The organism is Leeuwenhoekiella aequorea (assembly GCF_004104375.1).
GTDB lineage: Bacteria > Bacteroidota > Bacteroidia > Flavobacteriales > Flavobacteriaceae > Leeuwenhoekiella > Leeuwenhoekiella aequorea.
In genome coordinates this window covers 192,144-215,267 of sequence record NZ_QOVM01000002.1, presented here as the reverse complement: position 1 = coordinate 215,267, position 23,124 = coordinate 192,144, and the positions used below count along the sequence as shown (strand labels likewise).

General features: G+C 33.8%; 23 protein-coding genes and 1 tRNA gene. 16 read left to right on the top strand and 8 right to left on the bottom strand.

The features are described from left to right. Window positions 1–19: 19 nt before the first annotated feature. Window positions 20–1,192: a proline dehydrogenase family protein gene (locus DSM00_RS04950; protein ID WP_128756921.1), complete on the bottom strand. Its 1,173-nt coding sequence runs from the start codon at window positions 1,190–1,192 to the stop codon at window positions 20–22. Between the two features lie 89 nt (window positions 1,193–1,281). Here DSM00_RS04950 and aroB point away from each other — a divergent pair, with 89 nt between their 5' ends. Then, entirely contained in the window at window positions 1,282–2,361 is a 1,080-nt protein-coding gene (gene aroB / locus DSM00_RS04945; RefSeq protein ID WP_128756920.1) for a 3-dehydroquinate synthase, read from the top strand. A gap of 75 nt (window positions 2,362–2,436) precedes the next feature. Next, entirely contained in the window at window positions 2,437–2,787 is a 351-nt protein-coding gene (locus tag DSM00_RS04940; RefSeq protein WP_128756919.1) for a hypothetical protein, read from the top strand. Window positions 2,788–2,872: 85 nt separating this feature from the next. Here DSM00_RS04940 and trxB read toward each other — a convergent pair whose 3' ends face one another. Further along, window positions 2,873–3,829, bottom strand: a complete 957-nt coding sequence (gene trxB, locus DSM00_RS04935; RefSeq protein ID WP_128756918.1) for a thioredoxin-disulfide reductase — start codon at window positions 3,827–3,829, stop codon at window positions 2,873–2,875. Window positions 3,830–3,992: 163 nt separating this feature from the next. Here trxB and DSM00_RS04930 point away from each other — a divergent pair, with 163 nt between their 5' ends. Both DSM00_RS04930 and DSM00_RS04925 read left to right on the top strand, forming a co-directional pair. Beyond that, window positions 3,993–5,120, top strand: coding sequence for a PQQ-dependent sugar dehydrogenase (locus tag DSM00_RS04930; RefSeq protein ID WP_128756917.1), 1,128 nt, complete (start codon window positions 3,993–3,995; stop codon window positions 5,118–5,120). Further along, window positions 5,117–5,563 carry a c-type cytochrome gene (locus DSM00_RS04925; RefSeq protein WP_128756916.1) on the top strand — a complete coding sequence of 149 codons (447 nt, stop codon included), beginning with the start codon at window positions 5,117–5,119 and terminating at the stop codon, window positions 5,561–5,563. The genes DSM00_RS04930 and DSM00_RS04925 overlap by 4 nt, the downstream gene beginning before the upstream one ends. Window positions 5,564–5,565: 2 nt before the next feature. On the opposite strand, the gene DSM00_RS04920 is transcribed toward DSM00_RS04925, so the two are convergent. Continuing rightward, window positions 5,566–6,012, bottom strand: a complete 447-nt coding sequence (locus DSM00_RS04920) for a hypothetical protein (protein WP_241652358.1) — start codon at window positions 6,010–6,012, stop codon at window positions 5,566–5,568. 221 nt (window positions 6,013–6,233) lie between these two features. Between DSM00_RS04920 and DSM00_RS04915 the strand changes: the two genes are divergently transcribed. Further along, window positions 6,234–6,308, top strand: a tRNA-Pro gene (locus tag DSM00_RS04915). A gap of 135 nt (window positions 6,309–6,443) precedes the next feature. Here the strand turns inward: DSM00_RS04915 and DSM00_RS04910 are convergent. Together DSM00_RS04910 and DSM00_RS04905 are read right to left on the bottom strand one after the other, a co-directional pair. Next, window positions 6,444–7,841 (bottom strand): DASH family cryptochrome, encoded by a 1,398-nt coding sequence (locus DSM00_RS04910; RefSeq protein ID WP_128756915.1) that lies wholly within the window; start codon window positions 7,839–7,841, stop codon window positions 6,444–6,446. A 115-nt stretch (window positions 7,842–7,956) separates the two neighbouring features. Continuing rightward, the gene (locus tag DSM00_RS04905) at window positions 7,957–9,282 is read right to left on the bottom strand and encodes a GIY-YIG nuclease family protein (protein ID WP_128756914.1); all 1,326 of its coding nucleotides are present in this window, start codon (window positions 9,280–9,282) and stop codon (window positions 7,957–7,959) included. Window positions 9,283–9,337: 55 nt separating this feature from the next. Here DSM00_RS04905 and DSM00_RS04900 point away from each other — a divergent pair, with 55 nt between their 5' ends. The 5 genes from DSM00_RS04900 (at window position 9,338) to DSM00_RS04880 (ending at window position 13,658) form a co-directional block, all read left to right on the top strand. Beyond that, the gene (locus tag DSM00_RS04900) at window positions 9,338–11,401 is read left to right on the top strand and encodes an ATP-dependent helicase (protein ID WP_128756913.1); all 2,064 of its coding nucleotides are present in this window, start codon (window positions 9,338–9,340) and stop codon (window positions 11,399–11,401) included. Between the two features lie 150 nt (window positions 11,402–11,551). Further along, entirely contained in the window at window positions 11,552–12,220 is a 669-nt protein-coding gene (gntA, locus tag DSM00_RS04895; RefSeq protein ID WP_128756912.1) for a guanitoxin biosynthesis heme-dependent pre-guanitoxin N-hydroxylase GntA, read from the top strand. Window positions 12,221–12,223: 3 nt separating this feature from the next. Then, a complete protein-coding gene (locus DSM00_RS04890) occupies window positions 12,224–12,811 on the top strand; it encodes a DUF1989 domain-containing protein (protein WP_128756911.1) in 588 nt (195 codons plus the stop codon). A gap of 39 nt (window positions 12,812–12,850) precedes the next feature. Next, the gene (locus DSM00_RS04885) at window positions 12,851–13,108 is read left to right on the top strand and encodes a SemiSWEET family sugar transporter (RefSeq protein WP_128756910.1); all 258 of its coding nucleotides are present in this window, start codon (window positions 12,851–12,853) and stop codon (window positions 13,106–13,108) included. A gap of 4 nt (window positions 13,109–13,112) precedes the next feature. Further along, complete coding sequence (locus DSM00_RS04880; RefSeq protein ID WP_128756909.1) at window positions 13,113–13,658, top strand: hypothetical protein; 546 nt, start codon at window positions 13,113–13,115, stop codon at window positions 13,656–13,658. Window positions 13,659–13,736: 78 nt separating this feature from the next. Here the strand turns inward: DSM00_RS04880 and DSM00_RS04875 are convergent, their stop codons facing one another. Both DSM00_RS04875 and DSM00_RS04870 read right to left on the bottom strand, forming a co-directional pair. Continuing rightward, entirely contained in the window at window positions 13,737–16,280 is a 2,544-nt protein-coding gene (locus tag DSM00_RS04875) for an ABC transporter permease (protein WP_241652357.1), read from the bottom strand. Next, a complete protein-coding gene (locus tag DSM00_RS04870; RefSeq protein WP_128756908.1) occupies window positions 16,273–16,962 on the bottom strand; it encodes an ABC transporter ATP-binding protein in 690 nt (229 codons plus the stop codon). The genes DSM00_RS04875 and DSM00_RS04870 overlap by 8 nt, the downstream gene beginning before the upstream one ends. 133 nt (window positions 16,963–17,095) lie before the next feature. Between DSM00_RS04870 and DSM00_RS04865 the strand changes: the two genes are divergently transcribed. From DSM00_RS04865 to DSM00_RS04845, 5 genes are all read left to right on the top strand, one after another. Beyond that, window positions 17,096–17,800: an arylesterase gene (locus tag DSM00_RS04865; protein WP_241652356.1), complete on the top strand. Its 705-nt coding sequence runs from the start codon at window positions 17,096–17,098 to the stop codon at window positions 17,798–17,800. A 186-nt stretch (window positions 17,801–17,986) separates the two neighbouring features. After that, window positions 17,987–19,300: an MFS transporter gene (locus DSM00_RS04860; RefSeq protein WP_128756907.1), complete on the top strand. Its 1,314-nt coding sequence runs from the start codon at window positions 17,987–17,989 to the stop codon at window positions 19,298–19,300. A 30-nt stretch (window positions 19,301–19,330) separates the two neighbouring features. Further along, window positions 19,331–19,921, top strand: coding sequence for a YdeI/OmpD-associated family protein (locus tag DSM00_RS04855; protein ID WP_128756906.1), 591 nt, complete (start codon window positions 19,331–19,333; stop codon window positions 19,919–19,921). A gap of 2 nt (window positions 19,922–19,923) precedes the next feature. Beyond that, entirely contained in the window at window positions 19,924–20,346 is a 423-nt protein-coding gene (locus DSM00_RS04850; RefSeq protein WP_128756905.1) for a DUF1801 domain-containing protein, read from the top strand. Between the two features lie 35 nt (window positions 20,347–20,381). After that, entirely contained in the window at window positions 20,382–21,212 is an 831-nt protein-coding gene (locus DSM00_RS04845; RefSeq protein ID WP_128756904.1) for an alpha/beta hydrolase, read from the top strand. Here the strand turns inward: DSM00_RS04845 and DSM00_RS04840 are convergent. Further along, on the bottom strand, window positions 21,209–22,504 hold the full coding sequence (locus DSM00_RS04840; RefSeq protein WP_128756903.1) for an NAD(P)/FAD-dependent oxidoreductase: 1,296 nt from the start codon (window positions 22,502–22,504) through the stop codon (window positions 21,209–21,211). The genes DSM00_RS04845 and DSM00_RS04840 overlap by 4 nt on opposite strands. 123 nt (window positions 22,505–22,627) lie before the next feature. Here DSM00_RS04840 and DSM00_RS04835 point away from each other — a divergent pair, with 123 nt between their 5' ends. Then, the gene (locus DSM00_RS04835; RefSeq protein WP_128756902.1) at window positions 22,628–23,122 is read left to right on the top strand and encodes an RNA polymerase sigma factor; all 495 of its coding nucleotides are present in this window, start codon (window positions 22,628–22,630) and stop codon (window positions 23,120–23,122) included. Window positions 23,123–23,124 lie beyond the last annotated feature (2 nt).

Here is a 23,124-nt window from a genome sequence, read left to right as displayed (position 1 = left end):
AACTGCCTATTTTTTTTACTTAAATATCTCTTCGTTCTCTTTCTTGCTTTAAAAGCGTTAATTCTCTATTTGTTTGACCGGCAACCGAAGTATTTTCTTCTGCTCTACGTATTAAGTATGGCATTACATCCTTAACAGGACCAAAGGGAACATACTTTGCAACATTATAGCCATTTTCAGCAAGATTAAAGCTTATATGATCGCTCATCCCGTAAAGCTGTCCAAACCAAATACGTGGATCATTACGAGGAATTTCTTTTTGTTCCATAATTTCGATAGCTAAATAATTACTTTCTTCGTTATGTGAACCTACAAATGCCCAGATATCACTTAAATTGTCTAGAACATATACAAGCATTGCATTAAAATGCGCATCTGTTTCTGGTTTATCTTTACAAATTGGTGAATCATATCCCTTTTCTTTTGCACGAGCTCTTTCTTTTTCCATATAAGCTCCACGAACGATTTTCATTCCCAGCTTATAGCCTTTTTCCATAGAATCCTGATGCAATTCTTTTAAATAAGCTAACCTATCCCATCGATAACATTGTAAAGTATTAAACACAATAGGTTTTTCAGTATTGTATTTACGCATCATATTCAGTACCAGATCATCTGCAGCTCCTTGCATCCAACTTTCTTCAGAATCTACTAATAATTTGATATCGCATTCCTTGGCTATCTTACAAACTTTATCAAATCTTTGAACTATGCGATCCCACTCATCTTCTTCAGCTGGAGTAAGTGATTCCTTTTCAGTCACCTTTCTAAATAATTCAAATCTTCCAAAGCCTGTAGGTTTAAATACTGAAAAAGGCATACCTGGTTTATCCTTTGCAAACTGAACAAGACTGACAACACGTTCTAAAGCCTCATCAAAAAGATTTTCAGTCTCTTTACCTTCTACTGAAAAATCCAATACAGAATGCACTCCTTTCTCATACATCTTCTCGATAGTAGATACGCAATCCTTTTCGCTAATACCTCCACAAAAGTGGTCAAATACCGTAGCTCTGATAAGACCCTCAACTGGAAGATTTGCATTTAATGCAAAACGGGTTACCGTAGTTCCGATTTTTACTAGAGGTTGTTTTGAAATCATCTTGAATAGAAAATATGCACGCTCGAGTTCACTGTCTGTTTTTAAAGAAAATGCATTTTTTGTATTATCAAATATCTTTTGTTCTAACATAATTCAACTTTAGGCGCCAAATATAATCACAATCGCAAAGGTAGTTTTACAAAAAGATACTAATTTCACACTTCTTAAAGCACTTTAACATGCAAGCCATACACGCAAAAAACTACGATATAGTTTTTACTGAAACTGGATACGAAAAACTCAACTCTATTTTAAAACAAAAGGACTACAGTATTCTCTTTGTACTTGTAGATAGTAATACTCATGAAAACTGCCTATCGCAATTTTTACAGAATGTCATTACTACACTAACCATCGAAATAATTGAAATAGAACCCGGAGAAGAATTTAAAAATTTAGAAACTTGTGAGGGTGTGTGGTCTGCATTATCTGAGCTAAACGCAGATCGTCAAAGCTTACTTATTAATCTGGGGGGCGGTGTAGTAACAGACCTCGGAGGCTTTGTAGCTTGTTGTTTTAAAAGAGGAATAGATTTCATCAATATTCCCACAACACTACTTGCAATGGTAGATGCATCTGTAGGGGGTAAAACAGGGGTAGATTTAGGACCCTTAAAAAATCAAATAGGTGTAATTAGCAATCCACAATTAGTACTTGTAGATCCTGTATTTTTAGAAACCCTACCTGAAGAAGAATTACGTAGTGGTTATGCAGAAATGCTTAAACACGGTTTAATTCATTCTAAGAGTTACTGGGATGATGTTACCTCCTCTTCGTATTCCGCATTTAAAGATCTGGGAGATTTGATTCATAAATCTATTCTTATAAAAAATGAAGTGGTGTTAGAAGATCCTTTTGAAAAGGGAATTCGTAAAAGTCTTAATTACGGACATACTTTAGGACACGCTATTGAATCCTATTTTATGGAGTCTCCATCTAAAACCCGTCTTTTACATGGTGAAGCAATTGCTATAGGTATGATCTTAGCAAATTTTATTTCAACACAACTTACAGGTTTAAACGCTCAAGAAGCTTTAGATAGCGCCAAAGCAATTACTAAGATATACCCCTTTGTGCAGTTTGACGATTCTGATATTGAAGCCATCATAACTTTACTTAAATATGACAAAAAGAATAGCCACGGATCTATTTATTTTGTTCTTCTAGAAGATATAGGCAAAGTAAAATTAAATCAAACTGTATCTAACGATTTGATTTTCAACGCTTTTGATTTTTATAAAAATTTATGGAATAAATAAGACATTTGTGTTGTCTATGCAAAACGTTTTTTTTTACATTTAACCTCAAATAGGAATAACTCTTAAAAACTATATATGCGACGCGTTATCGTTGATTATAAAAAACTTACACCAGAAATACTTGCTCTCTTAGTTGATAAGTATCCATATGGATATGATGATGATCAAATCATTTCATTTAAGAATGCTAAGAACGAATTGATCGAATGTGTTGAAGTTCGTACGGCAGATACAATTTATCTCGTTAAGGTTAGTAAAAAACTAGAAACATCTATGGAAAATTATGACGTAGATGATTATGATGTTGATGATCTTAATGAACCTATCGTTGACTTACCAGAAAAAATTATCAATGAAGATGATGATGATATTGTAGATGAACCTATCGACGATGTCGATGTCGATGACGAAGATGATATTGACTAAATCTTTAAGTTATAAATAAAAAAAGCTCCTAATACTTATTAGGAGCTTTTTTATTTTGAAAAATATTTTTTCTATACTTTGAAGACTAAGCTTCAACCGGCTTTTCTATTTCAGATAAGTAACGTTCTGCATCTAAAGCTGCCATACAACCACTTCCTGCAGCAGTTATTGCTTGTCTATAGTCTTTGTCTTGAACATCGCCACTAGCAAAAACACCAGGTTTTCCAGTTTTTGTAGATTTTGGTTCTGTAATAATATAACCTGTATCATCCATTTCTAACTGACCTTTAAAAATATCAGTATTTGGCTTATGCCCTATTGCAATGAAAAGACCGGTAATATCAATTTCGGTAACCTCTTTAGTCTCATTATTTATCATTTTAAGACCTTCTACTACCTGCTCACCTAAAACTTCTTCAACCTCAGTATTATATAAAACAGTAATATTTTTACGAGAAGTAACGCGATGTTGCATAGCTTTTGAAGCCCGCATTTCATCTTTACGCACAAGCATCGTTACATGCTCACAAATATTTGCAAGGTAAGTTGCTTCTTCTGCCGCTGTATCACCACCACCTACGATTGCTACGCGTTGATTTTTATAAAAGAAACCATCACAAACAGCACAAGCAGAAACACCACCACCACGTAGACGTTGTTCACTAGGTAATCCTAAATAGCGTGCAGTAGCACCTGTAGAAATAATCACAGTTTCTGCTTCAATTTCGGTTGTATTATCTACAACAGCTTTATGAATACCGCCTGCTTCTTGAGCTAAATCTATTTTTGTGATCATTCCTATACGTACTTCGGTACCAAAACGTTCTGCCTGCTTCTGCAGTTGCATCATCATTGTAGGACCATCAATACCATCTGGATATCCCGGAAAATTATCAACTTCAGTAGTTGTAGTTAATTGTCCGCCCGGTTCCATACCTGTGTACATTATAGGTTTTAAATCTGCTCTTGAGGCATATATTGCCGCTGTATATCCAGCGGGGCCAGAGCCTATAATTAAACATTTAATTCGTTCTACTGCCATTTTTAGTTTTTTAATCTTAGACAAAAATACCCTTTTAAAAAGACTTAGGAAAAAGGTAAGTCACTCGATTTATAAGTCGTTATCAATAGTAAAAATTTACAATTAATTGCTAATTAGACTTTATAAAGAATTTTACTTAATTATATTTATTAAAAATATATAGATGAAACATATAAGTATTTTAGTTCTACCTTTTTTTCTTGCCATTTCTGCGTGTGGACAGAGTCCTAACGAGCAAAAAAATAATGATATACCTATTGAAATTTCTAATTCATACGACCACGAAGTTATCGTTACTGATCTAATAAATCCTTGGGGAATAGTTTTTCTCCCAGATGGTAGTATGCTAATAACCGAAAAAGAAGGAAAACTTATTCATTTTAGCAAAGGTGAAAAAATTGAAGTCTCTGGAGTACCCGAGGTTTATAACCGAGGTCAAGGCGGATTATTAGATATTCAGTTAAGCCCCAATTATTCTGAAGATCGCTTTCTATATATTACCTACTCTTCTAATGAAGGTGAAGGCAAGGGCGGTAACACAGCCTTAATGCGCGCAAAATTAGAAGATAATCAGTTAATTTCTCAGAAGGTACTATATAAAGCATCGCCAAACACCACAAAGGGACAACATTTTGGGAGTAGAATTGCTTTTGATACAGAAGGTCACGTATTCTTTAGTGCAGGTGAGCGTGGAGAGCGTGACATAAATCCGCAGGATCTCACTCGAGATAATGGTAAGATTTATCGTTTAAATTTAGATGGTAGCATTCCAAAAGATAACCCGTTTATCAATCAAGTAAATGCTAAACCAGCTATTTGGTCTTACGGTCATCGCAATCCTCAAGGAATGATTTATAATTCAACTTCTAATGAAATTTGGGTTCATGAACATGGTCCTCAGGGTGGCGATGAAATTAATATTATTAAAAAAGGTGCAAATTATGGATGGCCGGTAATTACGTATGGTGTGAATTACAGCGGCACAGATATAACCGATAAAACAGAACAAGAAGGAATGGAACAACCTCTTTATTATTGGATTCCATCAATTGCACCAAGCGGTATGGCTCTGATTACAAGCTCTCGTTATCCTGATCTCAAAGGAAGTTTATTAGTAGGTTCTCTGAAGTTCGTTTACCTTGAAGCTCTTCACTTAGATAATAACCAAGTAGTAAAGCGGGAAAAATTATTAGACGGTATTGGTCGGGTGCGAAGCATAGTTCAGGGACCAGATGGTTATATCTATGCAGGTGTTGAAGGTGTAGGAGTTATAAAGCTGGTAAAAAAATGAGACTATATTTAATTGTATTACTTATTATTGAATACTTTTCATTCTCGCAAAACCCCTATTCAACTAGAGACAGTAAAAACTATCTATCGGCAGAAAGAACAATTACTGATACCACTTTAACAAAAAGTATAAAAAGAGGTGCTATTATATACGCAGATTTTTGTGTACAATGTCATATGGAAAATGGAGATGGAGTTAGAAATACATATCCTCCACTTGCCAAGGCAGATTTTTTGTTAACTAATAAGCAAGAATCCATAAGAGCAATTAAATATGGTATTAAAGGTAAAATCACAGTCAATGGTGGAATATATAATAGTACAATGCCACCACTAGGTCTCTATGATGACGAAGTAGCAGATGTTATGAATTACATATCAAACAGCTGGGGAAATACGAGTAAACTAGTTACAGAAAAGGATGTACAATTGATTAACAACTAACTTCACTCAATACGTATATAGTTTTCAGAAAAAATACGATTTCCCTCTGCATCTGTGCTTATTTGGCTGTAAGAATTATCTGTATATTCTAATTCGAAGGTAAAAATGCGTAAGGTATCTATAACTTCCATCATGCTTTCCGATCCATATTCGAGAGTTTCTATTAATTGATCATTACTTACTGAATATTTTCCATATCCGAACCATTCCACAGAATCCTTAGGCACATAACGCGTCCACATCACACGATCATTTGTATACATTTTAATTTGTCGATAACCATCTGTAGCTCCTACGGTGTCAATAATTTTATTATCATCATAATAATAAAAATCTTTAAGTTCCCAAGTGCCTTGAATGGAAGTTTCGACTGGAGTCTCATTTACCTGAACAAATGGAAGTGCCATAAATGCTATAAATGTTGCAATACTTAGTATTTGTAATTTCATGATATAACTATTTAATTATTAGCACTATTAAGTTACAAAAATTAAATATTCAACAATAAAATTATAGCATATAAATTTATTTTATTACACAACGTATGATTCAGTAATAATATAACAATCAGTATAAGTTTTTGTAATAGACTTTATTCTTTAAGAATTTCAGTTTGCAGTCTGACGCATTTATTTATATTTGCAATCTTGCAAAAAAACGGCTTACAACTCGGGATGTAGCTTAGTCCGGTTAAAGTGCGCGTCTGGGGGGCGCGAGAGCGGAGGTTCGAATCCTCTCATCCCGACACTTCTTTTATTACTTGAAAATCCTGACAATTTTAAATTGTCAGGATTTTTTTATTGATTGAAGTAATTAAAATGAATATTTAAAACGTGACAAAATGCTATTCTGCTGCTTAAGACTATAGAAGTTTCAAAATCTATTTTCCATTTACGAGTTTTAAAATTTTATTCTCTGCCCTACTCCATTTATCGTAAACTTCTATTGGTTTTATGTATTCGATTTTCGTTGATTTAATTTTCCAGGGAATATGTATAAGTTCACCTTTAACCTCCCTAAGCTCTGGAATCCATTTTTTCAAAAAATCTGTAGCATCATATTTTATAGATTGATTCACCGGGTTGGTGTACCAAGTTTCATAAGCCTGCATATGCCAGTTCATCCAATTTGAAGTAACGTCATAATCAATTAACTTACTTTCAAAATAAGATGCACCCCAAGTCCAGTCCACCTTTAGATCGTGAATGAGATAACTTGCACAATTTACACGTCCTCGATTACTCATAAAACCAGTTTCATTCAATTGACGCATATGAGCATCGATAAATGGTATTCCAGTCTTACCAGCACACCACTTCTTAAAGATATTGGAATCATTTTCAAAATCTAAATCTTTATTTTTAAAACCAGCTGTTTTAAAAATGGATGATCCCATACGCATGCCTTTGAATGTGAAAAAATCTCTCCAAATAACTTCAAATAGTAACCACCAGGTACTTATATTCTTTTTAATATGCTCTTCATATTTTTTTACTGAAAAATAAATAGTACGCGGTGATAAGGCTCCTACAGCAAGGTATGGAGATAACTTACTACTATAATCCATTCCTAACGACTTGTTTCTCGTCCACTTGTAAGATGTGAGCAATTCGCTCTCTTTAGTATAATATGCTAAACGTTTGAGAGCCTCATCTTCACCCGCAGGCATAAATAGTTCTTTAGCACTTCCTCTATTTAAATTAAAGTCTTCAGAATTGGGTAATTTTCCCCAATTGTCGAGGTCGAGTGTTTTAATGTGATCTGGGATATCAAAAAGATTTCTAACAGTTGCTTTTTTAGTAGTGTTAGTCCTAAAGGCTTTGCTGGTAAGGGGCACTGCTTCAATATCGTATGGAATGTCATCTATATGATAAAGTGTTTTACCCCAAATATAATTACAAGGCACTTGGACATTCTTTGCAACGCGGCTAGCTATTGTTAATTCTTCAGGTGCATATTCCTGTTCTGCAAATACAGATTCAATATGATAATTGCTTATTAATTGCGGAATAATATCCTCAGGTTTACCTATTTTGATCAATAAATTTGAGCCTAATTCTTTTAAATTGGATCTTAAAACAGCTAGTGTTTGCACTAAATATTCAAATCTATTAAAGTCTGCTTTTGGAAGACCTAAGTGTAATTTCTTAAACTGTCTTTCGTCAAAAATATAAACAGGTAGTATAGCATCACAACTGGCTATCGCTTTGCAAAGCACTTCATTATCCAATAATCTAAGATCATTTTTAAACCAGACCAGTCCGTTAGTTTTATTCATTTCTTTTAATTTGTACTGTCAATGACACCAAATTAAGTCGCATCTCAATTGAAAATTAAAAACTTATGAATATTTAACGCAAAGATGTTAGCACCTTCAAAATAGAAACACTTTGTTAGGGAAGATTGTATTTGACGATTCCTTTCTTATTCAAGTATTGATGAATACTTCTATTTGTAAAATAAGTATTATCATAAGGCTCAATAAAGGCTTCAAAATCTGCTATAGATCGCACCGGATATTCTAAAGGAATAAATCCAAAACCTTCATATACACCATCCTTTACAAGTACAAACGCTTCTTCAGACTTAACTCTTCCAGATAATTTTAAAAAATAAGATTCTTTATTAGATTGTAGGGAATCAAATGCTTTTTGAGCTCTTTTATTATATGCTTCACGTGTTTCCATACCTGTGCATACTCCTTTACATAGCGGACTAGAGCAAGAACCTGAAGTTCTTTCTATACCTAAAAATCGATAACACAAAGAAAATTGCAAAGCGAGATTTTTAAGTTTTGTAATAACAGAATCACGATTGAATGAAATACTATGATAGTTGTCTGAATAACTTTTTTCCTTCGGAAAAATTCTAAATATTCCTTTTTTATCGATTCTGGATTCTATTGTCCAGGGTAGAATATCTTCTATTTGCTGCGTATTGTAAAGAGGTTTTAAACGCGCTATTTCGGCAGATTCCAGAAGCAATGAAATTAGTTCATTTCCGGTCTCTTTATATTCAATAGAGAAAGTGGACTCGGTAAGAGTTAATTCAAATTGTATTTTACTAGAAAAGTGCGCTTTTATACGTTCTTTCAGATTAATTGCTTTTCCAACGTATATTACCGCTTTCTCACTATCAAAAAAATAATATACTCCAGGATTTTTAGGTAAATTATCAAAGTCGGTAACCACTTTATAATCAGCAAACGGTTGATTAATAGCTTCACTCCCATTATCTGCTAAAACATATTCTGTGTAAATAGCAGCCAGCACATTTGCATTCAATCCTAAACGGTTAAGACTTGTATCTTTTTTCAATAAATTACATAAAGAATCAAGACTTGTCTTTTGATTTAAAATGCCTCTGCGTATTAACAATTCTTGAATAATCTGTTGAGATTTATTTACGGGAAAACCTATTTCTCGTAAGGATTTTCTCCATATCATCTCAGAAAATTTATCAAAAAAGATTACCACTGCATCTCCTAAAATTTCAACAAGCTCCGCAAAATAATCGGCAAAACAATTTTGTGATCTTAATTCGCTATTTGAATATCCCGAAGAGCGTTCCTCCATAGACGATAAAACGTTAAGAGGTTTTACCGTTCGCTCGATACTATGAATAATGCGATCATCATCTATTACGACCACTGAAAAAGCTACAATGGATGCTAACTTATAATTATTAGAAGTAGTTTGAATATCTAAAAAAGCAATCATCAAAGGGATTGTTGGAAAAATTCCAAAATTATGAATTTATTCCTACATTTGCGATGTGATTGATAAAAATACTATTTCAGAGAGTTATAATGAGAAGCAGCGAGAGGCTATTGCTTTTTCGGGAAAACATTTGTTGTTATTGGCAGGAGCCGGCACCGGTAAAACAAAAACAATTGTTGGTAGAGCAGAGTATCTAATTAACCAGGGATACCGACCAGAAAAAATTCAAATTCTCACGTTTACAAAACGTGCTGCGAGTGAGATTGTAGAACGTGTTAAAGCAGGTATTTCAGATCAAGATGTTCGATCACTTAATGGATCTACATTTCATAGCTGGTGCAATCAACTTATTATAAAATTTCCTAATCTTTTTGGAGCTGCAAATTATACCGTTATTGATCCTGATGATCAATTAAGCATTATGAAAATGGCTTGTGGAGCAGCCAGTGAAGATTATGGCAAAACACGTCTTAAGCCGCAACAACTTTTAGATCTTTTCTCTTTTGCTAGAAATACTCGTATAAATCTTACTGAAACCTTACGCAAACTACTATTTAAGGGCAAAGATGATTTACAGACTACCGAAGATATCAATGCTTTAAAACCTCAAGTTGAGTTACTAATAAAGGAATATCAAAGTCAAAAATTGCGACAACAGTATCTTGATTATGATGATCTATTGTTAGTTGTTGCAAACCGTTTAAATAAAGATGCGGAAGCTCGAGAAATACTAGCTAAAGCATATGATCATATATTAATTGATGAAATGCAGGATACAAATCCCTTACAATGGTATTTGTTGAAACCATTTGAAAATATATGTCACCTATTTTGCGTAGGTGATGATGCACAATCAATATATAGTTTTAGAGGTGCCGATTTTAAGAATGTTCATCTGTTTCAAGAACGAGTTGCTAATTCTGAAATTAAAGTACTAGATAAAAATTACAGATCTACTCAAGAAATTCTAGACCTTTCAAACTGGCTGCTGGAGACTTCACCTATTAATTATAACAAACGATTAACAGCTAGTCGAGGTGCGGGAAAACAACCTACAATTGTGAATGTGGCTAATCAATTTGAAGAGGCAAATTATATTGCGAATCATATTTTAGAAAGTTTTTCTGAAGGAGGAAATTCGTTTACAGATTTTCTAATACTTAGTAGATCTCAATATTATACCCGTCCATTGCAAGCTGTTTTTCTACAAAAGAAAATTCCATATCAGACTTTTGGTGGTCGAAAATTTCTGGAGGCCGCGCATATAAAAGATCTAGTTTCAGTTTTAAGGGTGATAAATAACCCTATGGATGAGATTGCCTGGATTCGGTTTTTCACGTTTATTCATGGGATTGGAGCCGTGCGAGCTACCAGTTATATGTCTGAAGTTATGCGAATAGAACCAGAAAATGTACACGGTCTGGACCTTACTTCAATAATTCCCGGTAAAGAAGGCATTAAAGCTAAAAGTTATTATGATGCCGCTTACCAAAACCGTGGAAATGTCAAGATGGCTATCAAAGATTTATACAAAACGATGGAGTTTGATCTGGCGATGAAATACAGTAAAGACTGGTACGAAAAACGAAAGGGAGATTTTCCTGTGCTTGAGATATTGTCAGAAAATTATGCAACCCTGGGTGAATTTATATCTGAAGGTATATTAGATAATTCTGCAAATGTAGCCGGAAGTAATACCTTAGGCGGCTCTAAAATTAACACCGCAGAATTAAAAGACCACGTCACAATCTCTACCGTACATTCTGCAAAAGGATTAGAAGCAGATGTATGTTTTGTATTAAATGTTTCACCTAAAACCTACCCCTCTGCTTATAGTTTAGGAAATATAGAAGAAGTTGAAGAAGATCGAAGAGTATTATATGTGGCCCTTACCAGAGCAAAAAATGATTTGATCATAACCCGCTCAAAAGAATCTATTAATGCTTACCATCATCAAACAGACAAGGATGAAGATGATACTTCAGATAGTGCTTATTTTTTAGAGGGTTTACCCGAACATTTAGCGCTGCAAACTTCTCCAAAAAGCTTTACTGCCCCTGTTACAGATGCAAAGAAAGCAAACACTATAGATCTTGATTTAGGAATGGATTTTAGCTAAAAAGTCAAATGATTTTTTCATTTGCTGAATATTAAGTATTATTTAAAACTATTTAGTATTTCCTTATCACATACAGCGGAATCATAATTCTACTTTTATAAACTCTTATTGAGTACTCATATTCTCTAAGATTTATAAAATAAAGAATCCATGAAATCACTTAAGAATTCAAGTCATAATAGTATATCTGAGGGCGAAAATTTAAAAGATTTTATAGTTGAAAATGATCATCCATGCGTAATGGCTCAAACCGTTTTTAAAACTAAAGCAGTTAGTCATTATAAATTTGATACTATTGAAAATCCTTCAAATGACCTTGCTATAATTCATAGACTTAAGAACTATTTAGAATCATATGATTTCAATTCTAAAAAATTTCAGACTTTTATAGTAGAGTTTACAGACTCTTATTCAAAATCTGAGCTTGAATTTGAAAAAGACCTTTGGGCATTTTTAGAGCGTTTAAAAAAACACGATAAATGTGAATGGGATCCTTCGGTGAGTTCCGATGTATATGATACTAATTATAGTTATAGCCTTTTAGGAAATGCTTTCTATATAATAGGAATGCATCCTAACAGTTCTCGCAATGCACGAAGTACACAAAATGTAACATTAGTATTTAATCTACACCACCAGTTTGAAATTCTTAGACAAATGGGGGTTTATACAAACGTACGTGATCGCATACGTAAAAGAGACGAGGAAAAAAACGGTTCAATAAATCCAATGCTTGCAGATTTTGGAAAAAGTTCTGAAGCCCTTCAGTACAGTGGTCGTAATATTACTGAAAAATGGGAATGCCCATTTAAACATTAAACTATGCTAAAAACAATTCCAAAACAATCTGGAGATTCATTTACCCTTAAAAAAGGACAATACTTAAAAGTAATAGATATTAAAGGAGAACAAGTTAGCGATCTTGTTGTCTTTGATGCAGAAAACCATCACGAGAAACTTTCCGCAGGAAAAAGTATGGATTTTGAGGAGTCTATTTTACTTACTACAGGAAATTATCTTTGGAGTAATTTAGGAAATAAATTGCTTAAAATAATAGAAGATACAAATGGTAGAAATGATTTTTTATTAGCGCCTTGTTCTCAGGAGACGTTCGAAATTATGTATGGCATTAAGGATTTTCACCCAAGTTGTTTTAACAATCTTATGAATGCCTTAAAACGTTTTGATATTCCGCATTACGACATTCCTACTGCATTTAATGTATTTATGAATGTACAATTTGATCAGAACGGAAAAATATCGGTCTTACCTCCTACTTCTAAGGCTGGAGATTACGTTATTTTTCAAGCTGAGCGTGATTTGGTTGGGGCACTTACTGCTTGTTCGGCAAGTGATAGCAATGGAGGATCTTTTAAACCTATTCAATTTGAAGTTTTAGATTCACTTTAACTATCTTATTACTTAATTCGTTTACGCGCTATAGATAATATGCTCATAACCATACTAGGGATTATTGCCGGTGCATTCACAACAATTGCCGTGCTACCTCAGGTTTTTAAAGTTATTAAAACAAAATCCGCAGAAGATATTTCTATGTGGATGTTTGTCTGTTTACTAATTGGTGTTGGATCGTGGACGCTTTATGGTATAGCAAAAGAAGATTGGCCTATTATTATTACTAATGGACTTTCGTTTATATTTAATGGAACAATGGTTTATGTGAAATTGAAGTATTCTAAAAACTAATTCTATGGATAATTTCTTTACTAAAAATAAGCTTTCAATATATGGAGGCTTAATTACGTTTGTGTTTTTAGGAATCGCAGTATTTTTTTTAGGTGATATTAGTGGTTACAAGGCAAAAGAATTAATAGAAGTTTCTCTTTCTGGCCTCAATATGTTGTGCAACACAATTGTACTAGGATCTGCAACGATTTTAGCTTTATTACTTACGCTATTGGGTATAAGTACTGGATCAAATTCTAAGCTTAAAAAAGCACATTACATCCAGGTATTAAATATTGCTAAATTAGATACAGTCCTTTTTATTTCGGCGCTTATTATGTTTCAAATGTTCAATATTCCACTTACAGAGTCTGAAGATATGCATACGGAATGGTTCAAGTATTTATACTGGATAACCTTATTTTTTTCATCCTTGATAAGTGGTATGATGGTAACCGTAATACTATTATTATATACAACGGTCACCAATATTATAACCATTGTAGGCTTAGAAAAAGATCATTATTTGATTTCTGAAGATGAAATTGAAGAGGAAGAAGAAAAGGACTAATCCTATTTGTTATTATAATTCCACCTTACCACCTCATTATTACACACCGCTAATACTACTTCTAGATAAGTAAATCAATTATCTGGTAGTTCTCAAAACTTCGAGCGGTGTACTTTTGATTACACTTCTACTATTACTCAGACCTATTATAAGTACTAATAATGTAATACCTGGTAATAAAACTACAAATGGTATGATTGACGGAGTAAATGTTGTTTCAAATACGAAATAAGCTAGTGCAAGACTTCCTATTAAAGAAAGTAATATCCCCGATAATGCTCCTAAAAGTCCCAAATATAAATATTCCAGACCTTGTATCTTTAATATGTCCTTGCTCTTGGCTCCCATTGTCCTTAGCAAAACACTTTCTCTAATACGCTGATATTTGCTGGTACGCACAGCGCCAAGCAATACTATTACACCAATTAAAATACTAAAGAATGCCATGAAGTTTATGATATAGCTAATTTTTGTAAGAAGCTTTTCAATAACTGTAAGTACCTGACGCAAATCTAGAATTGAAAGTGTAGGATATTGTGTTACAAGAATACGTTGTATATCTGCAGATGTTTGATTATCTATAACCTTGGTTGTTACAATTCCAAACTGAGGTGCTGTTTCTAAAACCCCTTTTGGAAATACAATGGAAAAGTTTAATTGCATTCTGCTCCAGTCCACCAGGCGTATACTTCCTATTTGCGTGGTAATCAATTTACCCTGCACATTAAAAACTACTTCGTCTCCTAATTCTACCTGCGCATCTGTTGCAAAATTATCACTTACTGAAATAGGTATGTTTCCAGTATTAGATTCCACCGATTTTGTAAATGAACCAGCTTGCAATGTCTCTGAATCAATTAACGAATCTCTATAGGTTGTTCTAAATTCGTGATTAAGAATCCACCGGTTAATCTGGCTAGTACTGTCAATTTTTAAATCTGTATTTGTACGACCATTAATACTGTGAACACGCATTGTGACAATAGGAATTTGTTCAAGTGCGCTTAAGTTATTTTCTTCTAATGTAGCGACGATATTTTGCATTTCATCTTTTTGTACATCTAGAAGAATCATATTTGCATTCTCCGTTTTGCCATCCAAAGCTGCTTGTGATAATAGGATATCTTTAGTGAAATAAAGTGTACTTATAAGAAATGTCCCTACTCCAATGGCTAAAATAAGAACAACAGTTTGATTCTTTGGTCTAAAGAGATTGCGTAAACTTTGCCGTGATGTAAAACTCCAGGTAGATGGAAAGTAATGCCGTATCAGTCGCATAAAACCTCGAGCGATACCAGCCAGAATACTGAATGTAACCAGAATACCTGCTAAAAAACCTAAAGCATATCTATAATCTTGTAATAGCCAGAATGCATATAAAAATATAAAAGATAGTATCGCAAGTGTTACTGCAACCGCTATTCTACGTGATTGCATTTCAGATTCTATAGTACGCAGCGCCTGAAGTGGTGATATTTTTAAGGTATTTAATAATGGGTATAATGCAAAAAGTACAGACATAAATATACCTGTAACAATTCCCATTAAAACTACAGTCCAAGAAATTGTTATCGTAACATCTACCGGCAATAAATCCTGAAGTAATAATGGAAAAAGTTGTTGAAGTATTAAACCGGCAATTGTTCCAATTATTCCACCTACAAAACCTAAGCTACCTATTTGAATTAAATAAATTTGAAAAGCCTGATTGCTAGACGCACCTAAACATTTAAGTATAGCTACAGACTTTAATTTTTCACGAATATAAATTGTGGTAGCACTAGCTATTCCTACACATCCTAAAAGCAATGCAATAAAACCCACAAGATTTAGAAACTTTCCAAAATTCTCATAGCGTCGACCTAATCGCTCACTGGTAGCAAGATGTGTATCTAAATCTGCCTCAACAGCATCTAAACGATCAGACACAGCATCTTCAAGCTTTGTTAAGTCAGTTCCCGGCGCATAAAAATAATACTCATATTTTATACGGCTTCCTACTTGTACAAGACCGGTTTCTTCTATTACTACATAAGGAATTATGACAGGCGGAGCAATTGCACTAAAGACGGCATTACTACCTGGCAGTGCATTTAAAGCACCTAAAACAGGGAGAGTTACCGCTCCAATTTTTATACTGTCTCCTGGTGTTATATTTAATTGCAATAATACGGTTGCATCTACGAGAGCTCCTTTTTTTACATTAAAAACGGTCGCTGCCTCTGCTGGAGTGGTTTCAATTTTACCGTAAAATGGATATCCGTTAGAAATGCCACGTACCTGCATCAGTTTAGTTGATTGATTTTTTGTAAATAACGCCATCGATGAGAAAGCAATCTCCCGAGCATCTGCGCCACCCAAAGAATCTACTATTTGTTGAGCATCTTGTGTTAACTCATTGTCGCTATCAATTTTAAAATCAGCTCCCATCAAACTCTTTGATTGCAGAGCTATATTTGTTTTAAGTGTTTCTCCAAAAGATTGTATTGAAACAATTGCTGCAATACCTAAAACTATGGAGAGCATAAATAAGCTAAGCTTACCAGCACTGGCTTTAAAATCTCTCCAGGCCATTTTACACAACCAACTTATTCCTGCACTGTTTATTAAACTTTTAGACATGAGTAGAACGAGTTAGGCTAGCGATTTTACCGCCTTTTATAGTAAGAATATTCTGTGTCTTTTTTGCCAGTTCCATATCGTGAGTAACAAGAACAAGTGTTGTTCCTAACTCTTTATTCAATTCAAATAACAATTCAACAACTCTCTCACCGGTTTCTGCATCTAGATTTCCAGTTGGCTCATCAGCAAATAATATCTTGGGTTCGTTAGCAAATGCCCGAGCCAATGCTACGCGTTGTTGTTCACCTCCAGATAATTGAGAAGGATAGTGATTGCCTCGATTTCCTAATCCCACTTTTTCTAGAAGTCCTTTAGCACGATCCATTGCATTTTTTGCTCCTCTTAATTCTAAAGGAATTGCTACATTTTCAATAGCCGTTAATGTAGCTAAAAGCTGAAAATCCTGAAATACAAAACCTACGTGTTGGTTACGTAAAGCAGCACGCTCATCTTCAGAAAGCGAATTCATAACAATACCATTCAAGGTAACCGTACCAGAATCTGGTTTGTCTAGACCTGCACAAATTCCCAGCAATGTAGTTTTACCACTTCCCGAAGGTCCTACAATAGAAAAAGTTTCGTTTTTTGTTATACTAAAGTTAATATCTTCAAGTACAGTAAGCTTTTTAGATCCACTAGTATAGGTTTTTTCTAAATTTGAAATCTTTAGTATGGAAGTCATTGTAGGAATATTTGTTCAAATGTTTAATTTGACGGAGTATTGAGGTAGTACCTTACAGAAAATAGCGATTATCATTATACTGTTAACCCGTTCTGCGGAAAAATAAGTTACAATTAATTAAAATTAGATCACCTTGAGAACCTTTTTACTAGTATGCTGTTTTTTAATTTCTATAAGTCTTGGATCTTGTAATAATAAAACTTCAAAAACTAAAACCACATCTACCCAAGTAGATTCTGAAACTTCTGAGATCACTGAGACTTCAGACACAATTAATAAAACAATTCTTTTTTTCGGGGATAGCCTAACTGCTGGTTACGGACTTGATAATCCTGAAAATGCTTTTCCGGGTTTGATTCAGAAAATGATTGATAGTCTTCAGTTAAACTATACGGTTGTAAATGCCGGAATTAGTGGAGAAACTACTTCTGGTGGAAAAAATAGATTAGATTGGATTTTAGAAACAGACATCGATATTTTTGTTTTAGAGCTGGGAGCAAATGATGGATTACGAGGATTGCCAGTTTCAGAAACAAAAAACAACCTTCAGGATATAATAAATCGTGTTCAGTCTAAGATTCCTGATGTACAAATAGTTCTTGCCGGTATGCAACTCCCGCCCAATCTAGGAACTCAATATACACAGGACTTTAAACAAACATTCTACGATTTGGCCAAAAAAAATGATCTTACTTTAATCCCCTTTTTACTAGAAGATGTAGGTGGAATTGCAAAACTTAATCAATCTGACGGAATTCACCCTACTGCAGATGGCCACAAGATTATTGCAAAAAACATTTTCCCTATCTTAAAGCCTCTAATGAATTTAAATGATTGAAGATCCACGATTTTTTAAATTTATGATTGCTGTATGTACGCTATTTAGTATTGTTTCAGTTGTCTTAGGGTATTATGAAGGTTATGACTTAACATTTCTGCTCATTTTAACAAGTTTTCTATGCACAGGCATTAGTTGCTATATTGCATTAAGAAAACTAAAAAAAAAGTAGATTAAATAAATTTAATGACTTCAAAGAATACAAATCTGGAGCAGCTTTATGATTACCTTAATGATGAAGAAGATGCCAGAACGTGCAAAGCCATTGACGAAGAAGCTTGCAATGAAACCCCTAATAATTATTTTTTACTGCTAGTAAGCAATATGCTTACCTCATTGGGCGATACATTAAGTAATCCAAAAACCGTTCTTACGTGGATAATGAGTTTTGTTAATGCCCCTGTCATGCTTATAAGTTTTATAGTACCTATAAGAGAATCTGGCTCCATGTTACCTCAGTTATTGATTGCGCATTACATACGTAAAAAACCAGTACGTAAATATGTATGGGTGTTGGGATCTCTGATTCAGTTTTTAGCTGTTGCAGGCATAGGATTGGTTGCACTTTTTTTTGAAGGTCTGGCCGCAGGATGGTTAATTATAGGCTGTTTAATTCTATTTAGTTTGGCAAGAGGTCTTTGCTCTATAGCTTTTAAAGATGTATTAGGAAAAACAATTCCTAAGCAAAAGCGCGGAAAATTAAAAGGGTATACAGCTTCAATAAGTGGAGTTTTGGTGTTACTTGCGGGGTTATATATTGTTTATAAATCCCAAGACGATGTAGGTATAGAATTTTATAGCTATCTCATCTTTTTTGCAGCAAGTTTATGGCTCATCGCTGCATTTGTCTACGCAAATATTAAAGAATTTCCCGGTGAAACCGAAGGTGGAAATAATGGTCTGGCAGAAGCTTGGAAGAAAATAGAAATTTTAAAAACCGATAAGCAATTTAGAAACTTTGTAATTACAAGATCACTTTTATTATGTTCTGCACTTACAGCTCCCTATTATGTTCTGCTTGCACAACGTTATGTAGGTAAAGAAGCTTATTTATTAGGTTTTTTTGTTATTGCTAATGGAATAGCTTCTATTATAAGTGCTCCTGTTTGGGGAAAAATGGCAGATAAATCAAGTAGAAAAGTAATGACCTATTCTGCTCTTATTACTTCTGGACTTGGTCTTCTAGTTATAGCTATCATTATATTTATACCCGCTTTTAAGGATAAGATTTGGCTATATCCCGTTGCATTTTTTATATTAGGAATCGCTCATCAAGGGGTACGACTTGGAAGAAAGACTTATATTGTAGATATGGCTGAGGGAAACCAGCGTACAGATTATGTTGCGGTTAGTAATACAGTAATAGGCATTATATTATTGATAACAGGTGGTGTTAGCGCCTTGGCTTCTTTAATTTCTGTTGAAGGTATAATTGCTGTTCTATCTATTTTAGGAATTTTTGGGGCCATTAAGAGTACTACACTTCCTGAAGTAGAATAAATTTATTCGAATAATTAGATAAGAATAATTATGGATGCATTAGAAAATTATTTTAATACTACAGATCAGTTTAAAGATGCTATTTCTAAGTTAAGGGCTCTCCTATTAAAAACTGAGCTGAAAGAAACTTATAAATGGAATGCACCTGTTTACACCATTAATGGAAAAAATGTAGTTGGGTTAGGTCGATTTAAAAATCATTTTGGTATTTGGTTTTTTCAGGGTGCGCTACTTAATGATCCTAAATCTCAATTACACAATGCTCAGGAAGGTAAAACAAAAGCCTTGAGACAACTACGGTTTTATAAAGAAGAGGATATTGTAGAGGCTAAAGTATTAGGTTTTCTGAAAGAGGCTATAGCGAATCAAAAAAACGGATTAGAAATTAAATCCCAGAGAACAACATCAGAGCTAAACATACCAAAGGAACTAGAGTCTGCATTAGAACAAGATCAACCATTGAAAGAATGCTTTGAAAATCTAACTCCGAGAAGACAAAAAGAGTTTGCAAAACATATTTTAGAAGCAAAGCAAGAAAAAACACGTCTTAGAAGATTAAATAAAATACTTCCGCTTATACGAGACGGAGTGGGATTGTATGATAAATATAAAAATTGTTGATTATGGCTGCTAATAAAACACAACCTACATCAAGTTCAGTAATAGATTATCTTAATACTGTCGACAACAATAAACGACGTGAAGATCCTTTTGTATTACTTGATCTCTTTGACAATATTATGTCTGAAAAAGCGGTTTTAGGGGGTGAGTCGCTTATAGGCTATGGAGAATATCATTACAAATATGAAAGTGGCCGAGAAGGGGATTTCTTTCTCACAGGATTTTCTCCACGCAAACAAAATTTATCTATATACATAATGCCCGGCTTTAAAATGTATACCCATTTATTAACTAAACTAGGCAAGCATAAAGCAGGAGCATCTTGCTTATATATCAATAAAATAGAAGATATTGACATCACTATACTTAAGCAACTTATCAAAGAGTCGGCGGATTATATGAGGACTAAATATAATGCTGTATAAGTAGATACCCATTTAAAATTACTATTCCTTAAATTATGAGATTACTATTTATATTAAGTGCTATAGCCATATTTTTAGTTACCAGTTGTTCATCAATCAAACATACAGATTTAGATTATTTAAACAACTCTTACCAACTTTCTGCGACAAAGCCTACGCTTAATATTTTTCAACCTAAAGATTCTACTCAACAGCACGATGTTTTAATTTTTATTCATGGAGGAAATTGGGATAGTGGCTCTAAAAGCACCTACTCTATATTAGGTCGTAATTTTGCTAAAAAAGATTTTGTAACGGTAATTCCCGGCTATACTTTAAGTCCGTTTGCTAATTATGATATGATGACTCAGCAAATAACTCAGGCTATCTTGTGGACAAAAGAAAACATCACATCTTATGGTGGTAACCCTAATAGAATATTTTTAATGGGACATTCTGCCGGCGGACATTTAATAGCACTGGCTACTATGAATCCTAAGTACTTAAATGATCCCACATTAGTGAAAGGGTTAATCTTAGATGATGCTGCTGCACTTGATCAATATAAATATCTACAGGAAAATCCTCCTACAAAAGAGGACTATTATAATATTACCTGGACAAAGGATCCTGAAGCCTGGCTCGATGCATCACCTTATTATTTTATAGATGAAAACACACCACCCATTTTAACTTATTTGGGTACTAAAACAATTCCATCATTATATTATTACAACGATTTGTTTCATCAGAAACTTATAGAAGTACAACCTGATGCTGAATTGATTATTTTAAATAAAAAACACGTACCTATGGTAACTCAGTTTTTCTGGCCATTCAGTACGCGTTTCAAAGAAATTAAAGCATTTACCGAGGGAATAAATTAATCCTCTTCTGCTATTATTTTATTTTGCTTAAACGGTCTAATTATTAAACGTGCAGCTTTGTCAAAGTTGATGTAGCTATACGTCCAATTAAAGAAAGTAACCACCCGGTTTCTAAAACCTACTAAAAACCAAAGATGTATAAACATCCAAATAAACCACGCAAAAAATCCTGCAAAACGAACTTTACCTATATCAACAACCGCTTTATTTCTACCTATGGTTGCCATTGAACCTTTATCAAAGTAGCTAAAGGGTTTCAATTCTTTATTTTTCAGTTTATTTTTGAAATTTATGGCTAAATTTTTTCCTTGCTGAATAGCGGGTTGTGCAACCTGAGGATGACCTTTCGGAAAATCTTCGGTTTGCATTAAAGCAATATCTCCTATTGCATAAATATCTTGAAAACCGGCTACTTTATTATAACGATCAACCTTGTACCTATTAATTTTAGGCAATAGCGAAGTTTCTTCAAAACCTGAAATAGCAGCACCAGTAACACCTGCAGACCAGATGAATGTTGCTGTATCTAAAATAAGATCACCCTTTGTTGTCATTCGGTTATTTTCGTAATTATCTACAAAGGTTTCCAGATGTATGGTGACTCCCATATCTTCCAAAAACTTTTGAGCTTTCTTAGAAGAATATTCACTAAATGGGGGTAATACGCGATCAGCTCCTTCAACAAGGTGTATTTCGATCTCACTTATATCCATATCAGGATAATCGGCTTGTAATACATTAGAACGTAATTCTGCAAATGCTCCACTAAGTTCGACGCCAGTAGGACCTGCACCAGCAATAACAAAACGTAATAATTCTTTTCGCTTTACAGGATCTTCGGTACGATTTGCACGCTCAAGATTTTCAAACATTAAACTACGAATGTTTAAAGCTTGGGGGAGACTTTTCATCCATACTGCGTTATCTTCTATAGTTTTATTTCCAAAAAAATTGGTGCGTGTTCCTGTAGCAATTACAAGATAATCATAAGAAAGATCACCTATATCTGTACGTATTTTTTTGAGATTGGTATCTATATGATCTACTTCCGCAAGACGGAAATGCATATTTTTTTGATTACGTATTAATTTTCTCAGCGGGTAAGCTATAGATTCCGGTTCTAATCCAGATGTAGAAACCTGATATAATAAAGGTTGGAATGTGTGAAAATTACGCTTATCAAGAAGAACTATTTGATAATCTGTTTTCTTCAAATTTTTAATCAAATTAATTCCTCCAAAACCTCCACCAATTATAACAATACGAGATTTTTGAGTTTTAGGAATATTCATAGCTGCTAGTTTTAACAAAGTTACTTAACAGATGATAAACCCATAAATCTTTATTATTAATTTAGCTTTATCTGTAACATAGTTCCCGTAGGAGATACAAATAGATAACTAATCAATTAGCTCTTGGATCCGCAACTTGAAAAACAATTTGTAACCCAGCTTGAAGCGAACCAGAATATTGTGCATAAGATCTGTAGGTTATATACTCACGATCAAGAATCACATAACGATTTGTTTCAAGAAATTACAATTCAATTATTTAAGGCATACCCTAAGTTTAGAGGCGACTCAAAATTTAGTACCTGGATGTATCGGGTGGGACTTAATACCTCAATAACACTTTATAGAAAATCAAAGCGCAGTATACGCACACAGGATTATGACAGTGTGATGTTTAAAATTGCCAGTACAGAATATGATAACACGGTTGAAGAACAATTAAAATTGATGTACTCTGCAATTCGCCAACTTAGTGATATAGATAAAGCACTTGTTTTTTTGTATTTGGAAGATAAACCGTATAGTGAGATTTCTGAAACGTTAGGTATCTCTGAGGTTAATGCTCGTGTAAAGATGAATCGTGTTAAAGGAAAGTTGAAAGACTTATTAAATGTGTAGCA